This window comes from Shewanella sp. 10N.286.52.A9 (genome assembly GCF_041468985.1).
Taxonomy (GTDB): domain Bacteria; phylum Pseudomonadota; class Gammaproteobacteria; order Enterobacterales; family Shewanellaceae; genus Shewanella; species Shewanella japonica.
On sequence record NZ_JBFRJQ010000007.1, the window covers coordinates 343,542 to 370,042 of the forward strand.

The 26,501-nt window shown below is 40.0% G+C and carries 26 protein-coding genes and 1 other annotated feature; of the genes, 11 read left to right on the top strand and 15 right to left on the bottom strand.

The window, feature by feature from the left end; genetic code table 11:
- Positions 1–11 precede the first annotated feature (11 nt).
- The 4 genes from AB4128_RS07585 to AB4128_RS07600 all read left to right on the top strand — a co-directional run bounded on the left by AB4128_RS07585 (position 12) and on the right by AB4128_RS07600 (position 4,428).
- Entirely contained in the window at positions 12–1,121 is a 1,110-nt protein-coding gene (locus AB4128_RS07585) for an OmpA family protein (RefSeq protein ID WP_055025625.1), read from the top strand.
- A 306-nt stretch (positions 1,122–1,427) separates the two neighbouring features.
- Positions 1,428–2,381 (top strand): transaldolase, encoded by a 954-nt coding sequence (gene tal / locus AB4128_RS07590; protein ID WP_372037378.1) that lies wholly within the window; start codon positions 1,428–1,430, stop codon positions 2,379–2,381.
- Between the two features lie 25 nt (positions 2,382–2,406).
- Positions 2,407–4,044, top strand: a complete 1,638-nt coding sequence (pgi, locus tag AB4128_RS07595; RefSeq protein ID WP_372037379.1) for a glucose-6-phosphate isomerase — start codon at positions 2,407–2,409, stop codon at positions 4,042–4,044.
- A 198-nt stretch (positions 4,045–4,242) separates the two neighbouring features.
- Positions 4,243–4,428 (top strand): DUF3545 family protein, encoded by a 186-nt coding sequence (locus AB4128_RS07600; RefSeq protein WP_055025622.1) that lies wholly within the window; start codon positions 4,243–4,245, stop codon positions 4,426–4,428.
- 88 nt (positions 4,429–4,516) lie between these two features.
- Here AB4128_RS07600 and AB4128_RS07605 read toward each other — a convergent pair whose 3' ends face one another.
- The 4 genes from AB4128_RS07605 to thrA all read right to left on the bottom strand — a co-directional run bounded on the left by AB4128_RS07605 (position 4,517) and on the right by thrA (position 9,977).
- On the bottom strand, positions 4,517–5,050 hold the full coding sequence (locus tag AB4128_RS07605; protein ID WP_055025659.1) for a hemerythrin domain-containing protein: 534 nt from the start codon (positions 5,048–5,050) through the stop codon (positions 4,517–4,519).
- 216 nt (positions 5,051–5,266) lie between these two features.
- Entirely contained in the window at positions 5,267–6,550 is a 1,284-nt protein-coding gene (gene thrC, locus AB4128_RS07610) for a threonine synthase (RefSeq protein ID WP_372037380.1), read from the bottom strand.
- Between the two features lie 29 nt (positions 6,551–6,579).
- Entirely contained in the window at positions 6,580–7,512 is a 933-nt protein-coding gene (thrB, locus tag AB4128_RS07615) for a homoserine kinase (RefSeq protein ID WP_372037381.1), read from the bottom strand.
- Positions 7,509–9,977, bottom strand: a complete 2,469-nt coding sequence (gene thrA / locus AB4128_RS07620; RefSeq protein ID WP_372037382.1) for a bifunctional aspartate kinase/homoserine dehydrogenase I — start codon at positions 9,975–9,977, stop codon at positions 7,509–7,511. Before thrA ends, thrB begins: the two co-directional genes overlap by 4 nt.
- A gap of 753 nt (positions 9,978–10,730) precedes the next feature.
- Here thrA and AB4128_RS07625 point away from each other — a divergent pair.
- Positions 10,731–11,282: a peptidylprolyl isomerase gene (locus AB4128_RS07625; protein WP_372037383.1), complete on the top strand. Its 552-nt coding sequence runs from the start codon at positions 10,731–10,733 to the stop codon at positions 11,280–11,282.
- A 224-nt stretch (positions 11,283–11,506) separates the two neighbouring features.
- Positions 11,507–11,890: a hypothetical protein gene (locus AB4128_RS07630; RefSeq protein WP_055025617.1), complete on the top strand. Its 384-nt coding sequence runs from the start codon at positions 11,507–11,509 to the stop codon at positions 11,888–11,890.
- A gap of 55 nt (positions 11,891–11,945) precedes the next feature.
- On the opposite strand, the gene trpR is transcribed toward AB4128_RS07630, so the two are convergent.
- Positions 11,946–12,221, bottom strand: coding sequence for a trp operon repressor (gene trpR, locus AB4128_RS07635; protein ID WP_119968907.1), 276 nt, complete (start codon positions 12,219–12,221; stop codon positions 11,946–11,948).
- 220 nt (positions 12,222–12,441) lie between these two features.
- Here trpR and AB4128_RS07640 point away from each other — a divergent pair, with 220 nt between their 5' ends.
- Positions 12,442–12,891 (top strand): cytochrome c, encoded by a 450-nt coding sequence (locus tag AB4128_RS07640; RefSeq protein WP_211028493.1) that lies wholly within the window; start codon positions 12,442–12,444, stop codon positions 12,889–12,891.
- Between the two features lie 92 nt (positions 12,892–12,983).
- On the opposite strand, the gene AB4128_RS07645 is transcribed toward AB4128_RS07640, so the two are convergent.
- Positions 12,984–13,664, bottom strand: coding sequence for a cytochrome b/b6 domain-containing protein (locus AB4128_RS07645; protein WP_055025658.1), 681 nt, complete (start codon positions 13,662–13,664; stop codon positions 12,984–12,986).
- 507 nt (positions 13,665–14,171) lie between these two features.
- Here AB4128_RS07645 and hpf point away from each other — a divergent pair.
- Positions 14,172–14,525 (top strand): ribosome hibernation-promoting factor, HPF/YfiA family, encoded by a 354-nt coding sequence (gene hpf, locus AB4128_RS07650; protein WP_055025657.1) that lies wholly within the window; start codon positions 14,172–14,174, stop codon positions 14,523–14,525.
- A 145-nt stretch (positions 14,526–14,670) separates the two neighbouring features.
- Positions 14,671–14,784, top strand: a sequence feature (Phe leader region).
- Between the two features lie 59 nt (positions 14,785–14,843).
- Positions 14,844–16,799, top strand: coding sequence for a chorismate mutase (locus tag AB4128_RS07655; protein WP_055025614.1), 1,956 nt, complete (start codon positions 14,844–14,846; stop codon positions 16,797–16,799).
- A 144-nt stretch (positions 16,800–16,943) separates the two neighbouring features.
- Here the strand turns inward: AB4128_RS07655 and AB4128_RS07660 are convergent, their stop codons facing one another.
- The 8 genes from AB4128_RS07660 to ffh all read right to left on the bottom strand — a co-directional run bounded on the left by AB4128_RS07660 (position 16,944) and on the right by ffh (position 23,387).
- Positions 16,944–17,276, bottom strand: a complete 333-nt coding sequence (locus tag AB4128_RS07660) for a hypothetical protein (protein ID WP_055025613.1) — start codon at positions 17,274–17,276, stop codon at positions 16,944–16,946.
- Positions 17,277–17,395: 119 nt separating this feature from the next.
- The gene (tyrA, locus tag AB4128_RS07665; RefSeq protein WP_055025612.1) at positions 17,396–18,535 is read right to left on the bottom strand and encodes a bifunctional chorismate mutase/prephenate dehydrogenase; all 1,140 of its coding nucleotides are present in this window, start codon (positions 18,533–18,535) and stop codon (positions 17,396–17,398) included.
- 29 nt (positions 18,536–18,564) lie between these two features.
- A complete protein-coding gene (locus AB4128_RS07670) occupies positions 18,565–19,641 on the bottom strand; it encodes a 3-deoxy-7-phosphoheptulonate synthase (protein ID WP_065109041.1) in 1,077 nt (358 codons plus the stop codon).
- A 202-nt stretch (positions 19,642–19,843) separates the two neighbouring features.
- Complete coding sequence (gene rplS, locus AB4128_RS07675; RefSeq protein WP_055025610.1) at positions 19,844–20,197, bottom strand: 50S ribosomal protein L19; 354 nt, start codon at positions 20,195–20,197, stop codon at positions 19,844–19,846.
- A gap of 34 nt (positions 20,198–20,231) precedes the next feature.
- On the bottom strand, positions 20,232–20,978 hold the full coding sequence (trmD, locus tag AB4128_RS07680; RefSeq protein ID WP_055025609.1) for a tRNA (guanosine(37)-N1)-methyltransferase TrmD: 747 nt from the start codon (positions 20,976–20,978) through the stop codon (positions 20,232–20,234).
- A 15-nt stretch (positions 20,979–20,993) separates the two neighbouring features.
- The gene (gene rimM / locus AB4128_RS07685; protein WP_055025608.1) at positions 20,994–21,524 is read right to left on the bottom strand and encodes a ribosome maturation factor RimM; all 531 of its coding nucleotides are present in this window, start codon (positions 21,522–21,524) and stop codon (positions 20,994–20,996) included.
- A gap of 20 nt (positions 21,525–21,544) precedes the next feature.
- Positions 21,545–21,796, bottom strand: a complete 252-nt coding sequence (gene rpsP / locus AB4128_RS07690) for a 30S ribosomal protein S16 (RefSeq protein WP_055025607.1) — start codon at positions 21,794–21,796, stop codon at positions 21,545–21,547.
- 217 nt (positions 21,797–22,013) lie between these two features.
- Positions 22,014–23,387, bottom strand: a complete 1,374-nt coding sequence (ffh, locus tag AB4128_RS07695) for a signal recognition particle protein (protein WP_055025606.1) — start codon at positions 23,385–23,387, stop codon at positions 22,014–22,016.
- A 266-nt stretch (positions 23,388–23,653) separates the two neighbouring features.
- On the opposite strand from ffh, the gene AB4128_RS07700 reads away from it, so the two are divergent.
- The gene (locus tag AB4128_RS07700; protein ID WP_055025605.1) at positions 23,654–24,442 is read left to right on the top strand and encodes an inner membrane protein YpjD; all 789 of its coding nucleotides are present in this window, start codon (positions 23,654–23,656) and stop codon (positions 24,440–24,442) included.
- Positions 24,443–24,543: 101 nt separating this feature from the next.
- On the top strand, positions 24,544–25,830 hold the full coding sequence (locus tag AB4128_RS07705; RefSeq protein WP_372037384.1) for an HlyC/CorC family transporter: 1,287 nt from the start codon (positions 24,544–24,546) through the stop codon (positions 25,828–25,830).
- A gap of 72 nt (positions 25,831–25,902) precedes the next feature.
- Here the strand turns inward: AB4128_RS07705 and AB4128_RS07710 are convergent, their stop codons facing one another.
- On the bottom strand, positions 25,903–26,445 hold the full coding sequence (locus AB4128_RS07710; protein WP_119968905.1) for a DUF962 domain-containing protein: 543 nt from the start codon (positions 26,443–26,445) through the stop codon (positions 25,903–25,905).
- Between the last annotated feature and the right edge of the window lie 56 nt (positions 26,446–26,501).

The window sequence follows — 26,501 nt, forward strand, 5'->3', positions numbered from 1 at the left end:
TGGACTTATACATGATGAAGAACACATTAAAAGTAGTATTACTCACCTCATTGTTACCTTTTGCAGCTTCAGCAGAGCAAGAGTTAACACCGTGGTATGTTGGTGGTGGTCTTGGTGTTAATAATTACGAACCAAACTGCGATCAAAAAACAATGAAAGTATGTGGTGAAGACGACCCTTATGCATGGGATGTTTTCGGTGGTTACTTATTTAATGATTACTTTGGTGTTGAACTCGGTTATCGCGATTTAGGTCGTGCAGAATGGACTGACTACAGCAACAAACGTAATGATGTTGGCGCTAGAGGCATGGCGTTAGGCTTAGTCGGTTTTTATCCATTTGCTGATAAGTGGAGTTTATCGGCTGAAGCTGGTGCGATGAATTACCTTATCTCAAACAAGAAAAACTATAATACTGAATATTATAGTGACAGTGGTATAGCACCATACATAGGTGCAGGTATTGGATATAACTTTACTGAAAACTTAAAGTTACAAGCTAAATATCGCCGCTACGAAAACTTAGATGACGATAAATACAATACCCTTGATATGGAAAGTAATTACTGGGGTCTTGAATTAAGCTATCGTTTCGGTGTTGATAAACCCGCTCCAGCGCCAGTCGTTGCACCGGTTGTTGCAGCACCAATTGATTCTGATAACGATGGCGTGACAGACGATATGGATAAATGTCCAGACACCCCATCGACTCACAAAGTAGATGCCCAAGGTTGTACTATTTATGAAGATGCACCTATTTCATCTCGTATGGAAGGTGTTTATTTTGATAATGATTCTGCAGTATTAAAACCTGAATCATACACTCGTCTAGAAAAAGGCGCTAAATACTTAAAAGATAATCCGCACACAACTGCTGTGATTGAAGGTCATGCATCGTTAGTTGGTAATGCTGATTATAATATGGATTTATCTGAGCGCCGTGCACAAGCTGTTGTTGACGCTTTAGTTGAAAAATACGGCATTGACGCAAGTCGATTAAAAGCCGTTGGTTTTGGTGAAGACAATCCAATTATGGAAGGCACATCACCTGAAGCTAACAAACAAAACCGTCGTATTGATGCTGTAGTAAGTGGTGCTGAGAAACGCCCTGTACTAAAATAAGTACCAAAGCTTAATTAGCCCAAATAAAAGTCGCTGCTTGCAGCGACTTTTTAATTTTGAAAGAAAAGTGACATATTTAAAAACCACAGCAGCAAAGGGATGTTATCGGTAACAATTATTTTTAATCATTATTTATTACCTAAATAGCTAATAAATCAGGTATTAAATAACAAGATTTCATGTCTAGTTGCTCAAAAATTACTTTTTTATGTAATTTTTTTACAAATACAGTTGGAAAATACAGTAAAATCGCTTCTAATAACCGCATTCAACAAAACAACTTTGTTACTTGAGAGGGAAATTTCCATGGCGAACACGTTAGCTCAACTTAAAGCACTGACAACTATTGTTGCAGACACTGGCGACATCGAAGCAATCAAACGTTACCAACCTGAAGATGCGACAACAAACCCTTCTCTGATCTTAAAAGCAGCTCAGATCCCTGAGTACGCACCACTAATTGATGATGCAATTAATTGGGCTAAAGCTCAGTCAAATGATGTAGCGCAACAAGTAGAAGACGCAGGCGATAAATTAGCAGTTAATATCGGCGTTGAAATTCTTAAAATTGTCCCAGGCCGTATTTCGACAGAAGTTGATGCTCGCCTTTCATTTGATAAAAATGGTTCAATTGAAAAAGCACATAAGTTAATCAAGCTTTATAAAGAAGCTGGTATCGATAAATCTCGTATTCTTATTAAACTTGCATCAACGTGGGAAGGTATTTGCGCAGCAAAACAACTTGAACAAGAAGGCATCAACTGTAACTTAACTTTACTATTCAGTTTCGCTCAAGCACGTGCATGTGCTGAAGCCGGTGTTTACTTAATCTCACCTTTCGTTGGTCGTATTTTAGATTGGTATAAAAAAGACACGGGTCAAGATTACACTGCTGAGACCGATCCAGGTGTTGTATCAGTAACCGACATTTACAATTACTACAAGCGTCATGGGTATAACACCGTTGTTATGGGCGCAAGCTTCCGTAACATTGGCGAGATCATCGAACTTGCTGGTTGTGACCGCTTAACCATTGGGCCAGCATTACTTGAAGAGCTTGCTAATAGCGATGCAGCCATCACACAAAAGTTAGCACCAGCTACGTCAGTTGAAGCAGCCCCAACCCCACTTACTGAAGAACAATTCCGCTGGGAATATAATCAAGATCCAATGGCTGTAGATAAATTAGCAGAAGGCATTCGTAACTTTGCCATTGACCAAGGGAAACTTGAAGTCATGTTAAACGAGAAGCTAGGCTAATTAATTAATCAATGGAGTGATTTGCATGACCCATTTAACTCAGAGTAATACCTGGCAGCAGTTAATTCAAAATGCATCTGTATTGCCTCATATGCGCGAACTTTTTACTCAAAACCCACAAAGGTTTGAGCAACTCAGCGTTAAGGACTGTGGTTTATTACTAGATTATTCTAAAAACCGCATTAATGATGAAACCTTATCTTTGCTGTTCAAGTTAGCTAAAGAAGCTAACCTAAGCGATAAGATTGCAGCCATGTTTAATGGCGACATTATTAATAACACAGAAGGCCGTGCAGTCCTTCATACGGCACTTCGCAGTAAGCCTGAACAGGTAATAATGGCTGAAGGCAAGAATATCGTACCTGAAGTACAGCAAACACTGGCTAAAATGCAGCAGTTTGTTGAATCAGTGCAAGATGGCCACTGGAAGGGATATACCGGTAAAACCATCACTGATATTGTCAGCATTGGTATTGGCGGCTCCTTTTTAGGTCCAAAAATTGTCTCTCAAGCATTACGCCCGTACTGGGTTAAAGGTCTTAATTGTCATTTTGTTGCCAATGTTGATGCCACCTCTATCTGTGAAAAGTTAAAAGGTTTAGATGCAGAAACAACCCTGTTTGTTATGTCATCTAAATCATTTGGCACTCAAGAAACCTTAACCAACACGCTTAGCGCTAAAGATTGGTTCTTGGCGAATGGTGGCTCGCAGACTGATGTTGCAAAACACTTTGTTGCAGTGACTTCAAACGTCGATAAAGCCACAGAATTCGGTATTGACGCTGAAAACATTTTCCCAATGTGGGACTGGGTTGGCGGTCGTTATTCATTATGGTCAGCAATTGGCTTACCCATTGCCTTGCTAATCGGCTTCGACAACTTTACACAGTTACTAGACGGTGCTCATCAGATGGATACACATTTTGCTCAAACACCACTTGAGCAAAATATGCCTGTCATTATGGGCATGCTATCAGTGTTATATGGCAACTTCCATGATGCGCAGTCTCATGTGGTATTAACCTATGACCATTACCTGCGTGGTTTACCGGCTTACTTCCAGCAACTTGATATGGAAAGTAATGGCAAATCAGTCATGCTAGATGGTACTCAAGTTGACTTTAGTACTGGTCCGGTAATTTGGGGCGGTGAAGGCACCAATGGTCAACATGCTTATCACCAATTACTGCATCAAGGCACTACACTCATTCCTGCTGACTTTATTATGCCGCTTCAAAGCCATAATCCGTTAGGTGAACATCATAACCAACTTGCTTCTAACTGCTTTGGACAAACCCAAGCATTAATGCAAGGGCGCACGTATGATGAGGCATACGCTGAACTTGCAGAGAAAGATATGCCAGAAGCAGAAAAAAGCCTTATTTCACAGCACAAAGTCATGTCAGGTAATAAGCCTAGCAACACATTATTAATGGATAAGCTAACCCCTACCACTTTAGGTGCTTTAATCGCACTTTATGAGCATAGAACCTTTGTTCAAGGTGCTATTTGGCAAATTAACTCTTTTGATCAATGGGGAGTTGAACTTGGTAAGGTACTTGGAAATGACGTTCTTGATAGGATTGGAGCTGAAAAAGACGCTTCAGAGCTAGATTGTTCGAGTAATGCATTAATTAATTTATATCGACAAGGTCAGATATAAAACCTAAAAAAGCCAGCATAAGCTGGCTTTTTTATTCCCTCTTATTTCTTCACATAGCACAAGTCACTAAATTAGCCAGTAAAGCTTCATTAAATTGTCAGCCCGCATTAACAAAAATGAAACAAAGCTATTGCACAATAGCGATGAAATATGATACTTATTTGCATAGAGACATCATAATAACAAGGGAGGTTTACCATGGATCGTTTAGACTATGGTGGTGCGCTAGACCAAGTTGTTGAAAGACCAACTCGCTCAAAAAGCTCAAACAAAAAACGTAAATGGCGGGAGATAGAAGCGTTAAAGGACAAACAGCGTCTACTCAAAGAACTTCAAGACATTGATACAAGTTTTGATTTTGATTTTGAAACAATGCCATTATAAGCATTAAAACTAATTGAATAGTTATTCATAAATCAAAAAATAAAAAGAGCGCATATAGCGCTCTTTTTTGTTTCATTTAATTAACATTTCAAACTAAGCCTATGTGCGCTTTTAAATCTTCAAAGATACTTTCATCATTGTCACTAAATAAAGGATCATCCACTAATTGCTTTTCACATTGAGATTTAATCGTATCCCAGTCCTGTGCGGTGAGTTGTTTTGCAAATAAAGGAAACAATTCACTTTCTTCGTAGTGCATATGGCTGCGCTGAATATCGACATAAGCTTGCAAATCTGTCACTAACTTTTCACGAGAAATAACCACATCAGATAGAATAAGATTCAAGCTATACATTAATGCACCAGAATACTCAGCAAGCTTTGTGTGTTCTTCGTGTAGTTGAGTATTACAGGGGCTAGAAAATTGTTTAACAAAGTAATTGTAAGTGATGTCTTCTAAAGGGTGATGACTATGCTCAGCATAGACTTGCATATATTCGACAACATCTCTAATCAACGAAAAGTTAACCGCTTCACCTTGGGAAAGTTTGTGATTTTTTTTAGCTAATACATCAAGTAAAACTGCAATATGCTTATGATCATTCATTAGCCTTTTCAATATCATTTTATCCATAACCACAATTCCTTCATGTATATAGATTAATCACACTTCGAGTATTTACAATCTACACTAGTGGTTGAATTCTTGTTATGACGAAGATCATAAAATAAATGATTGTAATAAACCCCTTTAAAAGCAATAAAAAAGCATATTCCAGAGCAATTTTTACCATAAAAAAGCACCTTTACGGTGCTTTATAGCTTTAAACCCTACTCGTTAATTTAAGGTTTTAAATAAGTGTGCTTTTAATTGCTCAAAGTCAGGCGCTAATTCCACTGACAATATAGGTTTATTAACCACCGCCTCAAGTTCTACAGGTAAAGGAAGGTTAATATGTAATTGCTCATCCACAACATCCTTAAACTTAGCAGGGTGAGCTGTGCCTAAAAATATGCCTGTTTCGTTAGCCTCAAGCTCATCTGTCAAAGCTTGAGCCGCAATCGCAGCGTGTGGCTCTGATTGGTAGCCTAATTGGTATAAGTCACTTAACGCTTTGGTGGTTTGCAATTCCGTTAACGCTACGCCTGTTATCGATGATAATGGCCACCCCATTGTTTCGCATATTGCTTCAACTCTTGGCCAATTTGATGGTTCAGAAACATCCATAGCATTAGACATCGTCGCAACAGTCGCATTTGGCGCCCAATCACCAGCTGATAAATAACGAGGAACGGTATCATTTGAATTAGTTGCAGCGATAAAACGCTTGATAGGTAGGCCCATCGCTTTTGCAAATAATCCAGCAGTTAAATTACCAAAATTACCACTAGGTACTGACACTACAATCTCGTCATTACCTTTTTTCTTTGCTTGTGCAACCGCTTCAAAGTAATAACAAATCTGTGCTAATAACCGACTGATGTTAATTGAATTAGCCGAGTTTAAATGTAGCCCATCACGAACATCACTATCATCAAATGCTTGTTTTACCAAGGTTTGACAGGCATCAAAATCAGCAGTTACCGCAACAGTATGAATATTGCGACCCAATGTAGTGAACATTTTTTCTTGTAGCTCACTGATTTTGCCTTTTGGATACATCACCACAACTTGTACGGCATCTAAGCCATAAAAAGCATCAGCCACTGCCGCGCCGGTATCTCCAGAAGTCGCCGTTAAAATCGTTAACTTTTTATCACCAGCAAGTAAATTAACGCACTGGGCCATAAAGCGTGCACCAAAATCCTTAAATGCTAAGGTTGGCCCATGAAACAATTCTAAACATGCGCGCTTATCATCAGCAGCAACTAACGGCGCTTCAAAAGTAAATGCATTCTCAACTAACTTATCAACACTTGCTTGACCGATCTCATCAGCGAGCCAAGCGCCCAGCACTTTCTTGCTTCGCTCAGCAAAAGGAAGCTGTAGCAGCTCATCAATATTCGATATTGTTGGTATTGATTTAGGGAAAAACAACCCTCTATCCTTTCCAAGTCCAAGTTGTACCGCTTCACTGAAACTGACCACTTGAGAAGGATGTTTTAAATTATATAATTCCATTTTGGTACGCCTATACAATAATAATTGAGTTACACACGACGGGTGCCAGCATCGTCGAGTTGGCAGACATGGGCAAAACCACCAGCCTGTGATAAATAATGTTTTTCAAGCCATGATTTAGCTTGCTCTGCAACGGCTAAATTATCGGTCACAGAAAATAAAGTCGGCCCACTGCCTGAAATACCTGTTGTTAGCATTCCCAGCTCGGCTAATGCCTCTCTTGCTGCTGTATAGCCGGGAATAGCACTGGCACGATACGGCTCAGCCATAACATCTTTTAGCACACTGATGGCTAATGAGGCGTCTTGCTGATAGCTTGCATGGACAAAAGCACTAAGGTGTCTTGCAAAGTCAATCGCCACGGACTTGTCATATTGCTCGGGTAATAGCGCTCGCATCTTAGCCGTCGACAACGAAATCCCTGGATAAGCAACAACCCAATACCATTGTTTAAAGCTAGGGATCGTTGCGCAAACCTGTTGTGGGGTATTCAACATGAGCTGCATTCCACCTAAATAACACGGTGCCACATTATCAAAGTGAACACTGCCAGAAATCATACCTTCAAACTCACCCATTAATAATAACAAGGCTTGCTGGTCAAACGGTTGTTCAAAGTGTTCATTAAGCGCATACAAAGCGGCAACCACAGAGCTGGCACTCGAGCCTAATCCACTGCCGACCGGTAAGTTTTTTTCAAGCCTAATAGCAACACCTTGTTGAATAGCTAGCTTTTTAAGAAAAAACTCAGCGCACTGATAGACTATATTGTCTTTTCCATCTGCAGGTAACTTATCTGCCCAAGCGCCTGTTTGAGAGTAATGTACACCAGACTCTGCTGACTCAATCATCACCCGGTCACCAAGTAAACTTCCATCAATTGGAGCAAGTGCAGCCCCAAGTAAGTCATAGCCGACACCGACATTCCCCATAGATGCTGGTGCATAAACTGTTATGCTCATAGCCCAACCTCTCGTGTCCAATTAAGCGTTCTTAATACATCTGCAAATGCGCCTGCAGCTGTTACATCAGTTCCAGCGCCATAGCCTCTTAGCACAAATGGGATAGGCTGATAGTATTGGCTGTAAAATGCTAAGGCGTTTTCGCCGCCTTTAACACTGTAAAGTGGATCACTTGAATCCACTTCAGCAATACGTACATAGCACTTTCCATCTTCAATTTGACCAACATAACGCAGTAACTTACCTGCGGCTTTTGCTGTTCCAACTCGCGCACTCACTTCAGCATCAAGTTTAGGAAGGTTTGCCATAAAGGTGTCGATATCCCCTGATGCATCGAAAGATGCAGGTAATACTGACTCTACGATGACATCATCTAGCTCAAGTTCCATGCCCACTTCACGCGCCAAAATTAAGACTTTTCGTGCGACATCCATACCACTTAAATCTTCACGAGGATCAGGTTCAGTAAAGCACTTTTCACGAGCAATCGACGTGGCTTCAGATAGACTCATGCCTTCATCTAGCATGCCAAAGATATATGATAATGAACCAGATAATATGCCATTAAATCGTTGCAATTTATCACCTGCAAATAACAGCTTTTTCAAGTTATCAATAACAGGAAGCCCTGCACCGACTGTTGTCTCATATAAAAACTGACGACGTTGCAACAACGCTGTGCTTCGCAATTGTTGATAATATTGATAATCACGAGTGTTGGCTTTTTTATTTGGAGTAACAACATGAAAACCAGCGTTCATTGCATCGACGTATCTGTCAGAAACCAACTCACTTGAAGTACAATCCACCAACACAGGATTAAGTAATTGCTGCTCTTTACCCCAAGCAAACAAAGCGGGTAGATCATAACTTGTTTGACAATCAGCGAGTAAAGCTTGCCAATGAGTTAAATCAACACCATCACTGTTTAACAACATTTTACGAGAATTAGCGATGCCACACACTCGCATTGTGATGTGCTGCTCTTTCAGCATTTGAGCTTGTTGGTGAATTTGCGCTAATAAACCCGCTCCTACATTGCCCGCCCCGACGAGGAACACATCAAGATATTGTTGAACATCGAAAAAAGCTTGATGACAAGCTGCAATAGCATGCTTAGTTTTACGTTGTTCAATCACAGTCGAAATTGAACGCTCAGATGAGCCTTGTGCAATCGCTACGATGTTCACACTGGCTTTGGCTAACGCACTAAAGAACTTCGCCGCCGCCCCTTTATGAGTTTTCATGCCATCGCCAATTAATGAAACAATCGCTAAATGTTGTCTTAGCTCGATTGGTTCAAGTAGCTCTGACTGGATTTCTAATTCAAACTCAAGCTCAAGCGCTTGTTTGGCCTTTTCAGCTTCATCTGTATTAACACAAAAACTAATGCTGTATTCAGATGAGCTTTGCGTGATCAAAGAGACAGAAATACCACTGCGAGAGATGGCATCTAATGTCCGACTGGCCATACCAACCATGCCTTTCATTCCCGGGCCAGAGATATTAAACATTGTTTGATCGTCAAGGTTTGAAATAGCCTTAACTTGCAATCCGGTCTTGTCAGCCTCGTTCGATACTAAAGTGCCAGGCGCAGAAGGATTAAAACTGTTTTTGATATAACAAGGGATATGATACTGAGCTATCGGTGCAATGGTTTTAGGGTGCAATACTTTAGCGCCAAAGTACGACAGCTCCATGGCTTCTTGATAACTTAACTGTTCAAGTAACTTAGCATCAGCAACAACGCGGGGATCAGTATTATAAACACCATCGACATCAGTCCAAATTTCACAACTTGATGCATCTATACATGCAGCCAAAACTGCAGCTGAATAGTCTGAGCCATTCCGACCTAAAGTGACCGTTTTACCTGACTCATTTGCCGCAGTAAACCCAGGCATAATCCAAACTCTTGCCTCTTCTAAATTTAATGCAGCAAAACGTTGTTTACTTGCTTTAATATCAACAACTGACTCTAAAGGCTTACCATGAGCTAAAAAAAGCTGCCTAGGATCAAACTGTGCAGCAGTCAACGATTTAGCCTTCATAACCTGCTCCATTAACGCAGCAGAAAGACGCTCACCCGATACAACAACTTGCGCCCTTACATGGTCAGGACATTCTCTCAACAAGGCGATTCCAGTTAATTTACCCTTCCAATCCGCCAGTTGCATAACCAACTTTTCATCTAAAACTTGTTTCTGCTCAGCAGAAATAAGCGTCTGCGCGGCACTGGAAAATAACCCTATAAACACCTGCTCAATTTGAGTTAACGTCGCGCTGTAGTCCTTACCTTGCTGCGCTAAATCCACTAATTCTAATAGTCCATTTGTTACGGTTGCAGGCGCAGACAAGACTGTTGCAACAGACTCTTGAGCCGATGACTGCTCAATAATATCTGCCGCCATGAGGAAACGTTGCCAATTGGCTAACGAGGTGCCGCCAAACTTCATTACTTTCATTTTATTACTCCATTAACTCGTTAGCTTTAGCTAAATTTATTCATAATTTATGCATAGAAACAAAAAAGCCCGCTTCTTTGTGGGAAGCGGGCTTTCGATAAAATCTTTAGGGTGTACTTAGCCCGCCCCCACAATAGTAATTGTGGTGGTTGTAGTAATAATAGTAGCTACAACATATTGATGGACATTCATTCGAACACTCTACTTATTTAAAATTTGTTTTCTTTTGTACTATTTTTGCTAATAAATTGAAAAAAAACAATGCAATTAACACGAGCAAATATGTACTTGTTTTGAATTAATAACAGAATTGCTTTTTTTGCCCTCTGTTGTCAACCCCTAATAAAGCTTTATTTTTAACCGCTTATTCCAGATTGTTCTAAAATCATTGAGAAATAAGCTGCTGATGACAGTTTTTATCCGCTAATCATACAAAATTCCGCACAAAACCCTGTTTACGTAAACGTAACCTCTTGAATGCGAAAACATAAAAAACCTATAAAACAGCTACTTAAACTACACCCAAAAGGACAAGTAAAGATAAAAGCATGAATAATACGATTACCAGTACTGATTGTCCGTCAACTCAACAAAATAAGATGTTTTAATCTCCTCTATCATCAACTTGCTTGAAATTGTTTCATTTTAAACAAATTCAGAAACATGTGATTGAATAAGCAAAAGCTGATACAAATCATCGCACACAAAGTTAAAAAGTATTATCATGCCGCCACATTAAGAATTGGAGTCGATATGAAAATCACAAAACATTCAGCAGTGACTATTCACTACCGCTTAACAGACGCTAATGGCGAACTGATTGAAAGTTCATTTGAAGCAGAACCAATGGTTTACCTTCATGGCACAGAAGGATTAATTCCGGGTCTTGAGGTTGAACTTGAAGGCAAAGTTGCTGGTGATAAATTCGATGCAAATATCCCAACAGAACAAGCTTACGGGGAATACCACGAAGGCCTAAAACAAGAAGTACCTTTAGAAGCTTTTGGTGATATCGAAGATATCGTTCCAGGTATGCGTTTCATTGCAGAAACAGAAATGGGTCAACGTCCTGTTCAAGTGACAGAAGTAAAAGATACCGTTGTCGTTGTAGACGGCAACCACCCTCTAGCAGGCCAAGCCCTAAACTTCAGTGTCGAAGTAATGGATGTTCGTGAAGCGACAGCTGAAGAAGTGGCTCACGGACATATTCATGCAGCAGGCGGTTGTGGCCATGATCATGAACACGAGCAATGTGATACAGAAAAGCCTGGCTGTGATGGCAATGGTGGCTGTGGTTGTCACTAACTCAACAGCGGGTGTAAAGTGCTTAATGCTTAATTCAATGACTTAGGCTCTCAGCACTACGCCAAAAGTTTGAAATCAAAGATACGTTAGCCAATTTCATGGGTAACGTATTTTTTTTAAGTTATTATTTAAGGAGTATAAAAAAACAGCAGTGAGTATCGACAAAGATTATAGCGTTAATTTTTGATACTAACTGATGATTAATAACAAGCGACGGAGTGCTTATGTTAATTAAACCAATCTATGAAATCCTACCATTAACTTATCTGGTTATTGGGGCAGGAAGTGTTGCCCTATTAAAAGAACCTTATGCCATCATAGCATCGTTATTGGTATATTTTTATGGCGCTCACATTTGGAATCAACGCTCGCGTAACCGCCGAACCGACAGGAAGCGAAAACGTATCGATGGGATTTTACCTGAGAGTATTTATGGTTATTTACCCTTCATTTACATTATGTCTGCGGGACTTATATTTCGATTCCTACCACGAGATTCAGGTGTCGTAATCTCTATCTGTTTATTGACCTACGGTTTATACATTTTACTGCGCCGAATTAGCTACAGGCACCATAAGGTCCCAGTCGTTAAAATGCAGCGTTGGTAATCAAAATCAGATCAAAATCATCCAGAGCTAAAGACCCATTTATCTTTAACGAGCCTTACAAAATCATATTACGGATCAATTCGCGGTGTTCATTATTCATATTTTTTAGATAATTTGAACATCGTGTAATTGTAGCAATACTGACCTGATAATCTGCTGATATTTGTCGCTGACTGAGTTCACCTTGAAGTAGTAATTGGAAAACTTTTAAACGACCTGCAACGGCATTGCGTTCTTCTTCAGTTAATAGCAATTGAAATAACACATTCAACTCGTCTGAATCTGGATAACTCAACACCTTCTCAATCACGGATTCCCAATTTGCGCGCATATTGCTCTCTTTTAGTAATGCTTCAACAGTACAAAGTGTACCAAGTTTTTCTCGATAGAAATAAAAAATTTTGAATCTTTTTTATAATTGCTAAGTTTTACTTTTTTACTTACAAATAGACACAAACAACACTCGCACTCAGTTCAAAATTATGTGTAAAATGTGACATGAACCTAGATGACATTTCTTAACCATATAACTAGAAAATAAGAGAAAGCTTATGAAAAGCCAGATATTAGCAATAGCAGTGAGTGCACTACTTATACCAAGTGTCAATGCGCACAACTTTGAAGATGCAGATGACGCGATTGATTATCGTAAATCAGGATTTAGCTTAATCCGTTACCAATTTGCAGACATGGGTGCCATGTTGAAAGGTAAAAAAGATTTCGATCTTAATGTTTTTCAAACTCGTGCAGCAAACCTTGAAGCGTTAGCAAAAATACCACATGAAGGCTTCATTGATGGTTCTGACAAGGGCGATACTGAAGCGCTAGCCAAAATCTGGTCAAACAAAGCTGACTTTGATGGCAAAATGACGACTTTCCAAGAGAATGCCGCTAAGTTATCAGTTGCAGCTCAAAGTGGCGATAAAAAACAAATCAAGCAGGCTTTTGGTAATACCGGCAAGAGCTGTAAAGGTTGCCACGATATGTACAAAAAAGATTAATTAATTTAGTTAATCAATACAAATAAAAAGCCCACTACTAAAGTGGGCTTTTTGATCTTAACAAATCAATATCAGAATAATTAAGTATCGATTTATAAGAAAGCAACAATAGGTGCAATCAGCCAATACCCAATTACAGCACTTAATATAAGCACTAAGCTCATCGCTAAGATAGATGAAGCCATTTTCGGCGTATTTGGTAACATGCTTAACTCTTCATCTGACAGCTTTTTATTACCAGAAATCATCGCAGAAACTAAATTATTGCCTCTAATGGCATAAATCAATATGACTGAGATATGGAGGATGATACAAGCTAAAATGACGTTAAAATTGACTTTATGCAACCATGTAAACCAACGACTAACATCTGAAGAAACCATTGAATATAGGGGACCTTCAGTAAATATGTCGTCACTAGAAAATAGACCACTGACCAATTGAAGGCTTAACACGGCCAGCATAAACAATACCATGTAACCACCTAATGGGTTATGACCAACGACTGGTGAAGTCTTTTTTCCAGTAACATAGGCCATGACTTTTTTAGGGCCTGCAATAAAGTCACTAAAACGGGCAGTTTCACTGCCTATAACCCCCCATAACAGCCTAAATATAATCAAAACCATGAAGCTATAGGCACATATTTGATGCCACTCCATTTCTCCACTATCAGCAGTCCACCAAAGTGAAAATAATAACCCAACCGTTAACCAATGGAATAATCGAGTTGGTATGTCCCATACCTTAATTTTCTTTTGTTCTATACTCATATTATTAGTCATCAAAGTTCATAGATTGTTTAGCAGTATAAAGACACTAGACCTGCTCTCATAGAGGTCTTGCGTAAAGAAGCGTAATTTTTTATGTCAATTTAACCGCTTATCAACTTATTTAGCCAAGGCTGTACAAACTAGGTGAGTTCCATGCTTGCCCATTCATTTTTACAGTAACATCGGTCAACTATCAGCAAAAAGAGTGACACTCATAAGCAAAGAAAAAGAAGTGATGGAGCAAGAGAGGATTTATGAGGTCATTTTATTATAAAAAGTGGGTCAAAAATGAATCATCACTTGGAGGCGTAAGTCATGTTATCCATTCCAATATGAGCCGATTAAAACAGGAATTCAAGCAATTTTACTGAGTTTTTACCAAAAACGTCTAAGCGATCAAATATGAATCAAACAGTCTATTATTGGATTGAAAACGTGATTTAGATCACGCTTTTTGTTTATAAGCTTGGTAATCTGAACTTAAGCAAACAACAGAAGGTTCGAAATATGCTGAAAATCACTAGCAAGCAACTTGAAGTCACTGCACCAATTCTTGAACGTATTGAAGGACAGTTTGAAAAACTCACACGACACGATATTCAATTAATTAACCCGCACGTTATCATCACTCAGGAAAAGCAGATCTTTAAAATTGAGTCTTCTGTAGGCTTGCCAAGTGGAGAATTATTTGCCCAGGCGAAAAACGAGAACCTTTACGCAGCAATTACTGCAATGGGTAAAAAGCTGGAAAAACAGCTAAATCGCCTGACCCACAAACCACAAGCTCAACGTCACGTTTCGCCAATGGCTGAAACCGATAATGATTTTGAGTATGACTACAAGGAGGAAACAGCAGCTTGACGATCAATTTACATAACAACCAAGAGCGCATCCTCGGATGCGCTTTTTTATGTATTTAGCATTAATAACCTCAGTTTATCGATAATCTTGAGCATAATTTAATTGACACAACCTGCTCTGCACTTTAGTTTTAATGACATGAACAAATTCATTCCAAGCAATTTTATTTTCTTTTTTATTCAGCCCCCACATTGAGGCGGATTTTTTGTGTAAAAACGAAAATGAAATTAGAAGCCTCCCACTTGGGGGGCTTTTTATTAATTTATTCCTGATGCATACGGCAGTAAGTATCTCTAAGCAGTCTTTATAGAGGCAATAATGAAAAAAGCACCAGAATTAAATCAAACCCGAGAGCAAATCACTGCCCTAGACAAAGAGTTACTATCACTTCTCTCAAAGCGAAGAAGTTTAAGCTTGGATGTTGCACGTAGTAAGGAAGTCGATGTCAGACCTATCCGAGATACCAAACGTGAAAAAGAGTTACTTGCAAGACTGGTGCAACAAGGTCGAGAACACGGTTTAGACGCACATTTTGTTATCTCTTTATATCAAAGCATTATCGAAGACTCTGTACTTAATCAGCAAGCATATCTTCACGGTCGGGCTAACCCTGAAATTCAACAACCCCAATCGACTATTGCGTATCTAGGTGCTCGCGGTTCTTATTCTTATTTAGCTGCCAGTCGTTTTTGCCAGCGCAGACAAGTGGAAATGATTGATTTAGGCTGTCAGAGCTTTGATGAAATCGTAAAATCCGTAGAGCTTGGTCATGCTGACTTAGGTTTTCTGCCTATAGAAAATACTTCATCAGGTTCCATCAATGAAGTTTACGATGTTTTACAACACACATCTCTTTCTATTGTCGGTGAAACGACCATTGAAGTGGGTCATTGCTTATTGACCAAAGACGGAGCAAGCCTAGAAGATATCAAAACAGTATTTGCTCACCCGCAACCCATTAGCCAATGCAGTCACTGGCTATCACAACACCCTAAATTAACCTTGGCATATTGCTCAAGTAGTGCTGAAGCGATGCAAAATGTCATTGATGCTGACGATAATAGCGTTGCTGCTATTGGAAGTGCAGAAGGCGGAGCGCTTTATCAGCTAAGTGCGGCTGAAAATGGTTTAGCAAATCAAAAAATAAATCAAAGCCGTTTTATTGTTGTGGCAAGAAAAGCGGTCGATGTGCCTTCTCAGTTACCCGCTAAAACAACCTTGATTATGGCTACAGGCCAAAAACCTGGTGCGCTAGTTGAAACGCTACTCGTACTCAAAGCTCATAATATCAATATGAGTAAATTAGAGTCTCGCCCTATTCCTGGAACCCCTTGGGAAGAGATGTTTTATTTAGATGTTGATGCAAACTTAGCGACTGCAGAGCTTCAACAAGCGCTTAAAGAATTAGAACGCTTAACACGCTTTATTAAAGTGCTAGGTTGTTACCCATGCGAAACGGTAAAACCGACTCAATTAAATAATAGTCAATTACTTATCGAGCCCGTCAGCTCAAAAGAAACCAGTGAAAAAAGCAACACTCTCGATGATGCCCCAAAACATTCAACTTTATATCGCCAGCAAAAAACGGTCATAGAGGTTAAACAATTCAACGTCGGAAAAGGCGAGTTTGCGGCCATTAAACAACTTGATATTCCAATGGCGAATGATGCCTTTGCAGCACAAGTGAAACAAATCAAAGAAACTGGATATCAAGCAGTGTTAATGCTTAATACAGCAACAGAAAGTGTTTCCTTATCTGAGATAAAGCAATACTGTCACTTACTAGACCAAGCTGGCTTAACTAGCGTCGTGGAAGTAAATTCAGTCAGCGAAATTAACGACACGGTGAAAGTAGCTGATATGGTCTACATTTCAGGCAAAGAAATGTATAACGATGAATTGTTATGTTCTGCGGGCTCAGTGACAACACCAGTATTGTTAGAACGAAATACGATGGCAAGCACCGCTGACTGGCTTGCATCGGCAAACAAAATCCTGACGCAAGGTAATCAGCAATTAATACTCGTTGAAGCTGGTGTAAGAAGCTTTACAACACCGGAGCAATTATCTCTAGACCTTGCAGGGTTAATCGAAGTTATCGCACAAAGTCACTTACCAATACTAGGGAACACTAGTTTTGCTGTTGAAGATAATCTCGTCAGTCAACAAGCTAAAGCGATTAAACAGCTAAGTGCAAGTGGACTGATTATAGGCAATAAGCAACTAACTGACATAGCACAACAGACTGAACTTTTACATCAATTGCATCAATAGCAAACTTGTTATTAAAATCTAGCTTCTGTTAGCTTTAGCTAGCTAAATTAACAAGCAACAAAAAACCGAACTAAAGAGTTCGGTTTTTTATTTTTAGTCTTACTGTATTTGACCTTACTTTAGGTGCAAGGCTTTAGCCGTTGTTTAGTACATATTCACACTGTCATTTAGCCCTAACCAACCTTTAAAAATACGGTAGCTAAACCAAGTTAAAGCAGCCAAAAAAATCGGGATGCTGAGCCAGAGCAAAGGAATAAAGTAACCAATCAACAATAAAGTGACTAACCCAGTAATACTGTTACGTTGCCAACGTAAATGCGATGACAGCAATGAATGTGTCGCTATATTAGTTTGTGACAGGTTAATCAATAAACTAAAGAAAACAGGCAAAAAGAACAATGGAAATGCGCTCATGAGCGCGTATAAAAAGTGGCCGAGTGATAAATCTTCTGCGGTGTAAACCTCAGTCTCTGTCATTAGACTTCACTCCTATTCACGTTAAATTTAAGGGAGTTACTCAGCGTAACTCCCTTATAACCATAATCCTAGTTTCGTCATTTCGCAATATTTAGCTGACTTTTACAACCGAATTGAAACTAATTCGTTTTCATATCATTAACTGACTGCAACATTGCACGGCTTTCATGTTGAAATTGTGGAGCAAAATCACCGAACCATTTAGCCACATCTTTAAACTGGGCAACAAAAGCCTCACGATTACCAGTTTGAAGTAATGTCAGCGCATCACGATAATTATCAAGATAATCACTAATCGCAACTTGGCTGCCTTCTTGTGCAAATATTATATCGGCATACAACTCAGGATCTTGAGCAAACAAGCGACCAACCATCGCTAACTCAAGACGGTAAATCGGAGAACTAAACTGCAATAAGCTCTCAATATCAGCCTCTTCTTTACACAGATTCACCCCATAAACAAAACTGGAAAAATGGCGCATTGCTTGGACTAACTGCATGGCTTTATCATGCTTTTCAGCATTTTCATTGACAATTCGAGCCCCCCAAATGGTTATTTGCTCAAGTAGCCATTGATAAGACTCCGCTCCACGGCCATCACAGACAACCACAACTTGTTTCGCTAAACTGCCAACATCAGGGCCAAACATTGGATGTAAGCCAACTACAGGGCCCTTATGGGCTGCTAACATTGCATTTAACGGTTCAGACTTAATAGATGTTAAGTCAGCTAATATGCACTGCTCAGGTAAGTTATTTAATTTGTCTCTGATCAGATCGCATGTAATCTTGATAGGCACAGTGACAATCACCATTCCAGCACCATCAAAAAGTTCATCAGCACGATGCCAATCATCTTTATCTAAGCTTTTAACTTGATAACCAGACAGCGTCAGCATTTGACTAAAAAGCCCACCTAATTGACCTTCGCCACCCACAATAACAATATGACCAAGATCCGTTTTAACTTGCTTGAAACCAACATCCTTCTCATTTAAATAAGACTCACGCATTAAACGACGCAAAATATCTTCAATAAGTTGAGGAGAAATATCCATCTCACTCGCCTCTTTACGGCGTTTAGCCAGCATTGAAGCTTCACGTTGCGGAGCATAAATTGGGACACCTGCAGCATGCTTAACCGTGCCGACTTGCGCAACAAGATCTAAGCGCTTTCGTAGCAAGTTCAATAACTGCTTATCTACGCCATCTATTAACTCTCGTAAATTTTCTAAATCTAATGTCGTTTTTTCGTTCATGGTAGTTCAATCTCTGCAGTATTGGTCAACTACTTAGCCGCAAAGCGGGTAGGTAAAATTGCTTTTAATGATTCAGCATTACGACGCAATAATGACTCAGTCGTCGCCCAATTGATACATGAATCTGTGACAGATACGCCATAAGCAAGCTCGGGTAATGGTTTATCGCAAGCTTGATTTCCTTCATTTAAATGGCTTTCTAACATCACACCAATTACAGAGCGGTTTCCGTCGGCGATTTGCTGAAACACATCTTCGCAGACTAAGGTTTGTCTTGTGTAATCTTTAGATGAATTACCATGACTACAGTCAATGATTAATCGTGCATTCAGTTTGGCTTTATGTAATTGCTCTTCACAAACGGCGACACTTTCTGCGTCATAGTTTGGGGTTTTACCACCACGTAAGATAACGTGCCCGTCTGGGTTACCTGCCGTTTGCAATAATGATACTTGCCCTTGTTGGTTGATTCCCATAAAGCGATGACTACTGGCAGCTGACTTTAATGCGTTAATAGCCACATCTAGTTTGCCATCAGTACCATTTTTGAATCCCACCGGCATAGATAAGCCCGATGCCATTTCACGGTGGGTTTGCGACTCAGTCGTTCTTGCTCCAATAGCAGACCAAGTAACTAACTCTGACATGTATTGCGGACTAATAGGATCAAGTGCTTCTGTTGCCACAGGCAATTCAAGCTCTGCAAGCCAAATCATCAGCTCACGCGCCATTCTTAAGCCTTTCTCTACATCAAATGATTCATTCATATCAGGATCATTAATAAGCCCTTTCCAGCCTACTGTGGTGCGAGGTTTTTCGAAGTACACTCGCATTAAGATGTAAAATTCACCACTTAACTCATCGTGAAGTTTTTTAAGTTTTAATGCATATTCTTTTGCTGCATCGATGTCATGAATAGAGCAAGGACCTGTCACGATTAGCACACGATTGTCGCGCTTATGAACAATATCCGCCACCGTTTGGCGAGCATCTAAAATATATTGATAAGCATGATCAGATAACGGTAACTCATTTTTTAACTCAGCTGGCGTAACCAACACCTTTTCAGAACTAATGTGGACGTTGTTAATCGTATCTTGTTGCATGCTCTATACTCACTTCTGTTCGTGTTAACTCTACCTTAAATATCACTGTAACGTTACACCATTACAGGGTTGAGCTAACTATGCCTTGTTCAAGTTCACTTGGCAACCTAAAATTTTTTAATTTTGACTAATAAAACAAAAACCCGCCATATAGGCGGGTTGTTGTGCGAACACTGCATCTAATTTTTCAAGCGGGTAACTATTACTTAGTTGCCAACTTCTCACGGATACGTGCTGATTTACCTGAACGCTCACGTAGGTAGTAAAGCTTAGCACGACGAACACGACCGCGACGCTTAACTTCGATGCTAGCTACTAGTGGACTGTGAGTTTGGAAACCACGCTCAACACCTTCGCCATTAGAGATTTTACGTACAGTGAATGCAGAGTGAAGACCACGGTTACGCTTAGCGATTACCACACCTTCGAACGCCTGTAGACGCTCTTTTTCACCTTCTTTAACACGTACTTGAACGACTACTGTATCACCAGCACCAAATTCAGGTACGTCAGTTTTCATTTGCTCATCGTTGAGCATTTTAATGATATTGTTCATAACTTACTCCGTTCTAGGATTAACTGAGCTTCGACTAAACAGGCTTGTCTAAATTGTTAACAAACTCTGCTAAAAGAGTCTTTTGTTCGCCAGTCAGAGCTAGATTTTCAAATAATTCTGGTCGTCGTAAAAAAGTCCTACCAAGACTTTGTTGCAACCGCCAGAGTCTAATTTTTTCGTGGTCACCGCTTAACAACACTGCCGGAACACCAACACCATCCAAGTTTTCAGGGCGAGTATAGTGAGGACAATCCAATAAACCATCAGAGAAAGAATCTTGCTCTGCTGATGCTTGCTTACCTAGTACACCAGGTACTAGCCTTGCAACTGAATCAATGAGAGTCATCGCAGGTAATTCTCCGCCCGAAAGCACATAATCACCAATTGACCATTCTTCATCAACTTCAGATTGGATGATACGTTCATCAACACCTTCGTATCGACCACATACCAGTACCAAACTCGATGATTGACTTAACTCACTGACACCTTGCTGATCCAGCTTGCGTCCTTGAGGCGATAAGTAAATCACCTTCGCACCGTCACCTGCAGCTGCTTTCGCAGCATGAATCGCATCGCGTAACGGTTGCACCATCATCAACATACCAGGACCACCACCGTAAGGGCGGTCATCAACAGTATTATGTCGATCATGTGTGAAATCACGAGGATTCCATGTTTGCAACTCTAACAGTCCGTTTTTAACGGCTCGACCCGTCACTCCAAAGTCTGTAACAGCACGAAACATCTCAGGAAACAGGGTTACAACCCCTAACCACATATGTTGTACCTCGACTTAAAAGTCTGGATCCCAATCCACTAATATCTGTTTACTTTGCACATTCACCTCAAGGATGAACTGCTCAGGGACAAAGGGAATCATGCGTTCCGCTTTGCCAAAAGCATCTTTAACGTTAGCTTTAACAAGTAACACGTCGTTAGATCCTGTTTCCACGATCTGGTCAACACTGCCCATGTCATAGCCTTTAGTGTTTGTCACAGTACAACCAATTAAGTCACGCCAGTAGAATTCATCTTCTGACAAGTCTTTAATTTGGTCATGCTGGATGGCAATCTCACAGTTAGTAAGCAGTTGCGCATCTTCTCGGTTGTTTACGCCTTCAAGACAAGCAACAATAGCTTTACCTTGATAACGCCACTGAGCGACCTTAACTTCACGCCATTCACCTTGTTCTTTAATTAGCCAAGGCGAATAATCAAAAATACCTTCAACAGAATCGGTATAAGAAGTGATTTTCATCCAACCTTTAATACCATGACTAGAACCAATTTTGCCTAGTACGATGGGTTGTTGATTACTACTCATCTATTTATACCTTAACGCTATTAAGCAACAGCTTTACGAGCGTCTTTGATCAACTTTGCTACGCGTTCTGAAGTTGCTGCACCAGTAGCAACCCAGTGATCTACACGGTCTAGATCTAAACGTAAAGTTTCTTCTTGGCCTTTAGCTAAAGGATTGAAAAAACCAACACGTTCGATGAAACGACCGTCACGAGCATTGCGGCTATCAGCAACAACGATATTGTAAAATGGACGCTTTTTTGCGCCGCCACGAGCTAAACGAATGGTAACCATGCGTTTTAATTCCTCTAATGATTTGCTAGTTAGCAAAATAAAAACTGGGACTCCGTGTTCGCGAAGGGCCCCAGAGAAAGCCGCAAGATTTTACCTGATTTTACAATTAATGCAACCAAATCCGTCGTTTTTTAAACCAAGACATTTAAGGTTGCATCAATGAGAATTCAATCTTTACGGGACAAATTGAAAAGTCTTTATTGAATAAGGCTACGAATCAACGCCCTGGGAACTTCATTCCAGGAGGCATCATTCCGCCCATGCTGCGCATCATTTTCTTCATGCCCCCTTTACCAGACATTTTTTTCATCATTTTTTGCATCTGGGTAAACTGTTTCAATAGACGGTTAACGTCTTGAATTTGAGTACCTGAACCTAATGCAATGCGGCGCTTACGCGATCCTTTGATAATATCTGGACGTTGGCGTTCGCCAGGCGTCATAGAGTTAATAATGGCTTCCATTTGATTGGTCATTTTACCATCTTGAACTTGAGCTAATGCTTCTGGTGGAAGTTGGCCTACACCAGGCAGTTTCTCAATCATGCCCATCATGCCGCCCATGTTTTTCATTTGCTGCAGTTGTTCACGAAAATCTTCAAGGTCGAATCCACCACCAGACTTCACTTTCGAAGCAAGCTTCATCGCTTTTTCTTTATCAACACCACGCTCAACTTCTTCAATCAGGGACAATACATCGCCCATACCAAGAATACGTGATGCTATACGTTCAGGATGGAAAGGTTCTAGTGCATCGGTTTTTTCACCAACACCTAAGAACTTAATTGGTTTACCGGTAATGTTTCTGATAGATAGTGCGGCACCACCACGAGCATCACCATCAACTTTTGTAAGAATAACACCCGTTAACGGTAGCGCTTCATTAAATGATTTTGCCGTATTAGCTGCGTCTTGACCTGTCATTGCATCAACAACAAATAAAGTCTCAACTGGGTTAATCGTGGCATGGAGATCTTTAATCTCATCCATCATCGCTTCATCAACATGGAGTCGACCCGCAGTATCGACTATCACCACATCAATGAACTTTAATTTCGCATGAGCAATAGCCGCCTTTGCGATATCAACTGGCTTTTGGCTAACATCTGATGGGAAAAATTCAACTTCAACTTCAGTTGCTAGTGTTTCTAACTGTTTGATCGCTGCAGGACGATAGACGTCAGCGCTGACCACCAGTACAGATTTCTTTTCACGCTCACGCAAAAATTTCGCTAATTTAGCGACACTGGTCGTTTTACCCGCCCCTTGTAAGCCGGCCATCATTAATACTGCAGGTGGTTGAGCGGCTAAATCTAAAGCTTCATTCGCCTCACCCATTGCCTTTTCAAGTTCATTTTGGACAATTTTAATGAATGCTTGTCCTGGACTTAAACTTTTAGAGACTTCTTGACCTACGGCACGCTCTTTTACGCTATTAACAAATTGGCGTACAACGGGCAATGCAACATCAGCCTCAAGTAGTGCCATACGCACTTCTCGCAAGGTTTCTTTAATGTTGTCTTCGGTTAAGCGACCACGACCACTAATATTCTTGAGGGTGCGCGACAGTCTGTCGGATAGATTCTCAAACATGCTCTGCTGTTTACCTTAAAACGATTCGATAATTGGCGCCTATTATACCCAAACTACTTCAAGATGCGAGATTAGCCTTCAGACAGAGTATTGATGTAGGTCATTATTCGTAAATTATTTGGCGTTAAATGGAGGAAACTGTTAAATTTTGGGTCTTAGGTCACTGCCCTAATGACCTTGGTTCATGTTAATCTAAGATAAATAATTTTGTGCTGATTTTATTTTTAAAAACAACCTGCACTACTAACTTGATAGGTTTATTCCAGATGGTCATTTTTTCAGCTTCGGCTATGTTGTTTTACTGCATCGCACTTGTACTTGTTACAAGTCGATTGTTTCATGCAGAAGGACCCAACCGTAAATTAGTCGCAATCTTTGCTTCTATTGCAGTTGTGCTTCATGGCATAGCGCTATCACAAACCATTTATACCGCTGAAGGGCAGAACTTTAGTTTAACGAATGTCATTTCGTTAGTTAATTGGATCATTGCCTTTAGCTTCACCATCATAATGCACCGTTTAAAAGTGATTGTTGTCGTGCCTGTGGTTTATGCTTGTTCGGTAATATCAGTTGCCGTACTCTGGTTAATTCCACCACAGTACATTATTCATTTTGATGGCCACCCAGAAATACTCGCTCATATTGTTTTATCATTAATGGCGTATAGTGCCTTGATGATTGCCGCACTTTATGCGATTCAACTATGGCTAATTCAAAATAAATTAAAAAACAAAAAGACCATGATGAGCCCTGGTATGCCGCCATTAATGACGGTTGAAAAGCAGTTATATCACTTGGTTACTATTGGTGTGATGTTACTTACTTTATCTTTAGCAACAGGCTTTATCTTTTTAGAAGACATGTTTGAAGACGGCAAAGGCCATAAAGCGATTTTATCTATTCTCGCTTGGGTCGTGTACAGCATCATGTTATGGCAGCATTACACTATCGGTTGTCGTATTCGCACTGCCGTTATTTATACACTTTCAGGGGCTGCCTTACTATCGCTTGCTTATTTTGGCGCACGAATAGTAACCGAGCTCATTTTGCGATAACCCGATAATTATTTAATTAGCCGCAAGCAAACTTGACACTTATGACGAATGATTGATACTCATCATTCGTCTTTTTTTTACTACATTAACTGGAGCTATTTTTGGACGCTATTTCTACCAGCGCACTCTTCCTTTCTCTTCTGGTATTAATCCTAATCTCAGCTTACTTTTCAGGCTCAGAGACGGCGATGATGACATTAAATCGTTATCGACTTCGCCATCTTGCTGCAAATGGTCATAAAGGGGCACAACGCGCCCTAAAAATGCTGGAGCGACCAGACAGGCTTATTGGTTTAATTCTTATCGGTAATAACCTAGTTAACATTCTTGCCTCAGCAATCGCTACGATCATTGGAATACGCTTGTTTGGTGATGTGGGCGTTGCCATTGCCACAGGTGTACTCACATTAGTGGTACTGATTTTTGCAGAAGTAACCCCAAAAACCGTTGCAGCCTTACACCCTGAAAAAATTGCTTTCCCATCAAGCTGGCTGTTACGTGCCCTACTCTCAGTATTATGGCCATTTGTTAAAGCGATTAACTTAATCACTTCTGGTTTTCTTCGCTTACTCGGCATTAAAAATATCAGTGTAAATGATGCCTTAAGCCAAGAAGAGTTAAGAACTGTTGTTCATGAAGCTGGCGCCCTTATTCCACAACGACATCAAGAGATGCTGATATCGATTTTAGACTTAGAAAAAGTCACGGTAGAAGACATTATGATCCCTCGTTCAGATATTTACGCAATCAATGTTAATGATGATTTTAAAACCATCAATAAACAAGTCACCCAAAGCCCACACACCAGGGTTTTGGTATATCGAGATAATATTGATGATGCTGTCGGTTTTATTCATTTACGTGATGCATTACGCCTGCAGTCAAAAGAAGAATTCAGCAAGTCATCGCTATTAAGAGCCGTTAAAGAATTATACTTCATCCCTGAAGGCACTCCTCTGACTGTGCAGCTATCTAATTTTCAGCAAAACAAAGAGCGTTTTGGATTAGTTGTTGATGAATATGGCGATATACAAGGCTTAGTTACCCTTGAAGATATTTTAGAGGAAATTGTCGGCGACTTTACCACTTCGATGATTACCACTGCCAGCGAAGACATTGATATTCAACAAGATGGTAGCTTCATTATTGATGCCACAATCAACATTCGTGATTTGAATAAAGAAATGAAGTGGGACTTTTCGACAGAGGGACCAAAAACGCTGAATGGAATCATTATTGAGTACCTTGAAGATATCCCTGATGCAGGTACCAGTTTAACGATTGATAGCTACCATATCGAAGTCATAGATGTCTCAGATAATATGATAAAAACGGTTAAGGTCATTCCATTAGTGAAAGAACCCACCAATGAGGAAGCTGAAGAGTAAAACACCAACGCTTTCTTCATCCCATAAATAAAGGCGCAAAATGCGCCTTTATTTATGGGAGAACGGCGGCGTTTACGCTGCTTGTTTTCTTTTTGCCTCAAGTGCGCGACGTTTGTCTCGGGCAATCGGCGTAATCTCTTGCTCGAGTGCTTTATTCATACCCAGCATAAAGTACAGTTCAGCCATTAAAAAAAACGGACCTATTAATAACTGATTCAAATCATCAATAAAAGCCGGTTTTGCTTTTTCGTATTTATGACCAATAAACTGAATTACCCAACCAATAAAAAATACGCCAACGCCTATCATCCAAGCGCCATTAATTTGTGACACTAATGAGGATGTGATTAACACAGGAATAATAAAAATCGTCAAACCTAAGGCTAGTCCTCTGTGTAATATAAAGTAGTAAACTAAAGTGCCTATGGCGAATAGAGTTGCTACGTTCAGCTTAATGCCCTCTTCAGCGAATAAGACAAAATTAACAGGAATAAGATTAAGCAACAAAAAGACTGACCAAATAATTAACGGTACACCGACGAAGTGGGTTCGAATGTTTTTTGGGTTTAAATGCACACTTTTATAGGTTGCGAGTTGTTCTACGGCCGATTTCATCTTGAGTCCTTATTATCATTATTATGTAACACCTTGTTAACTTACCTCAAGTTAGC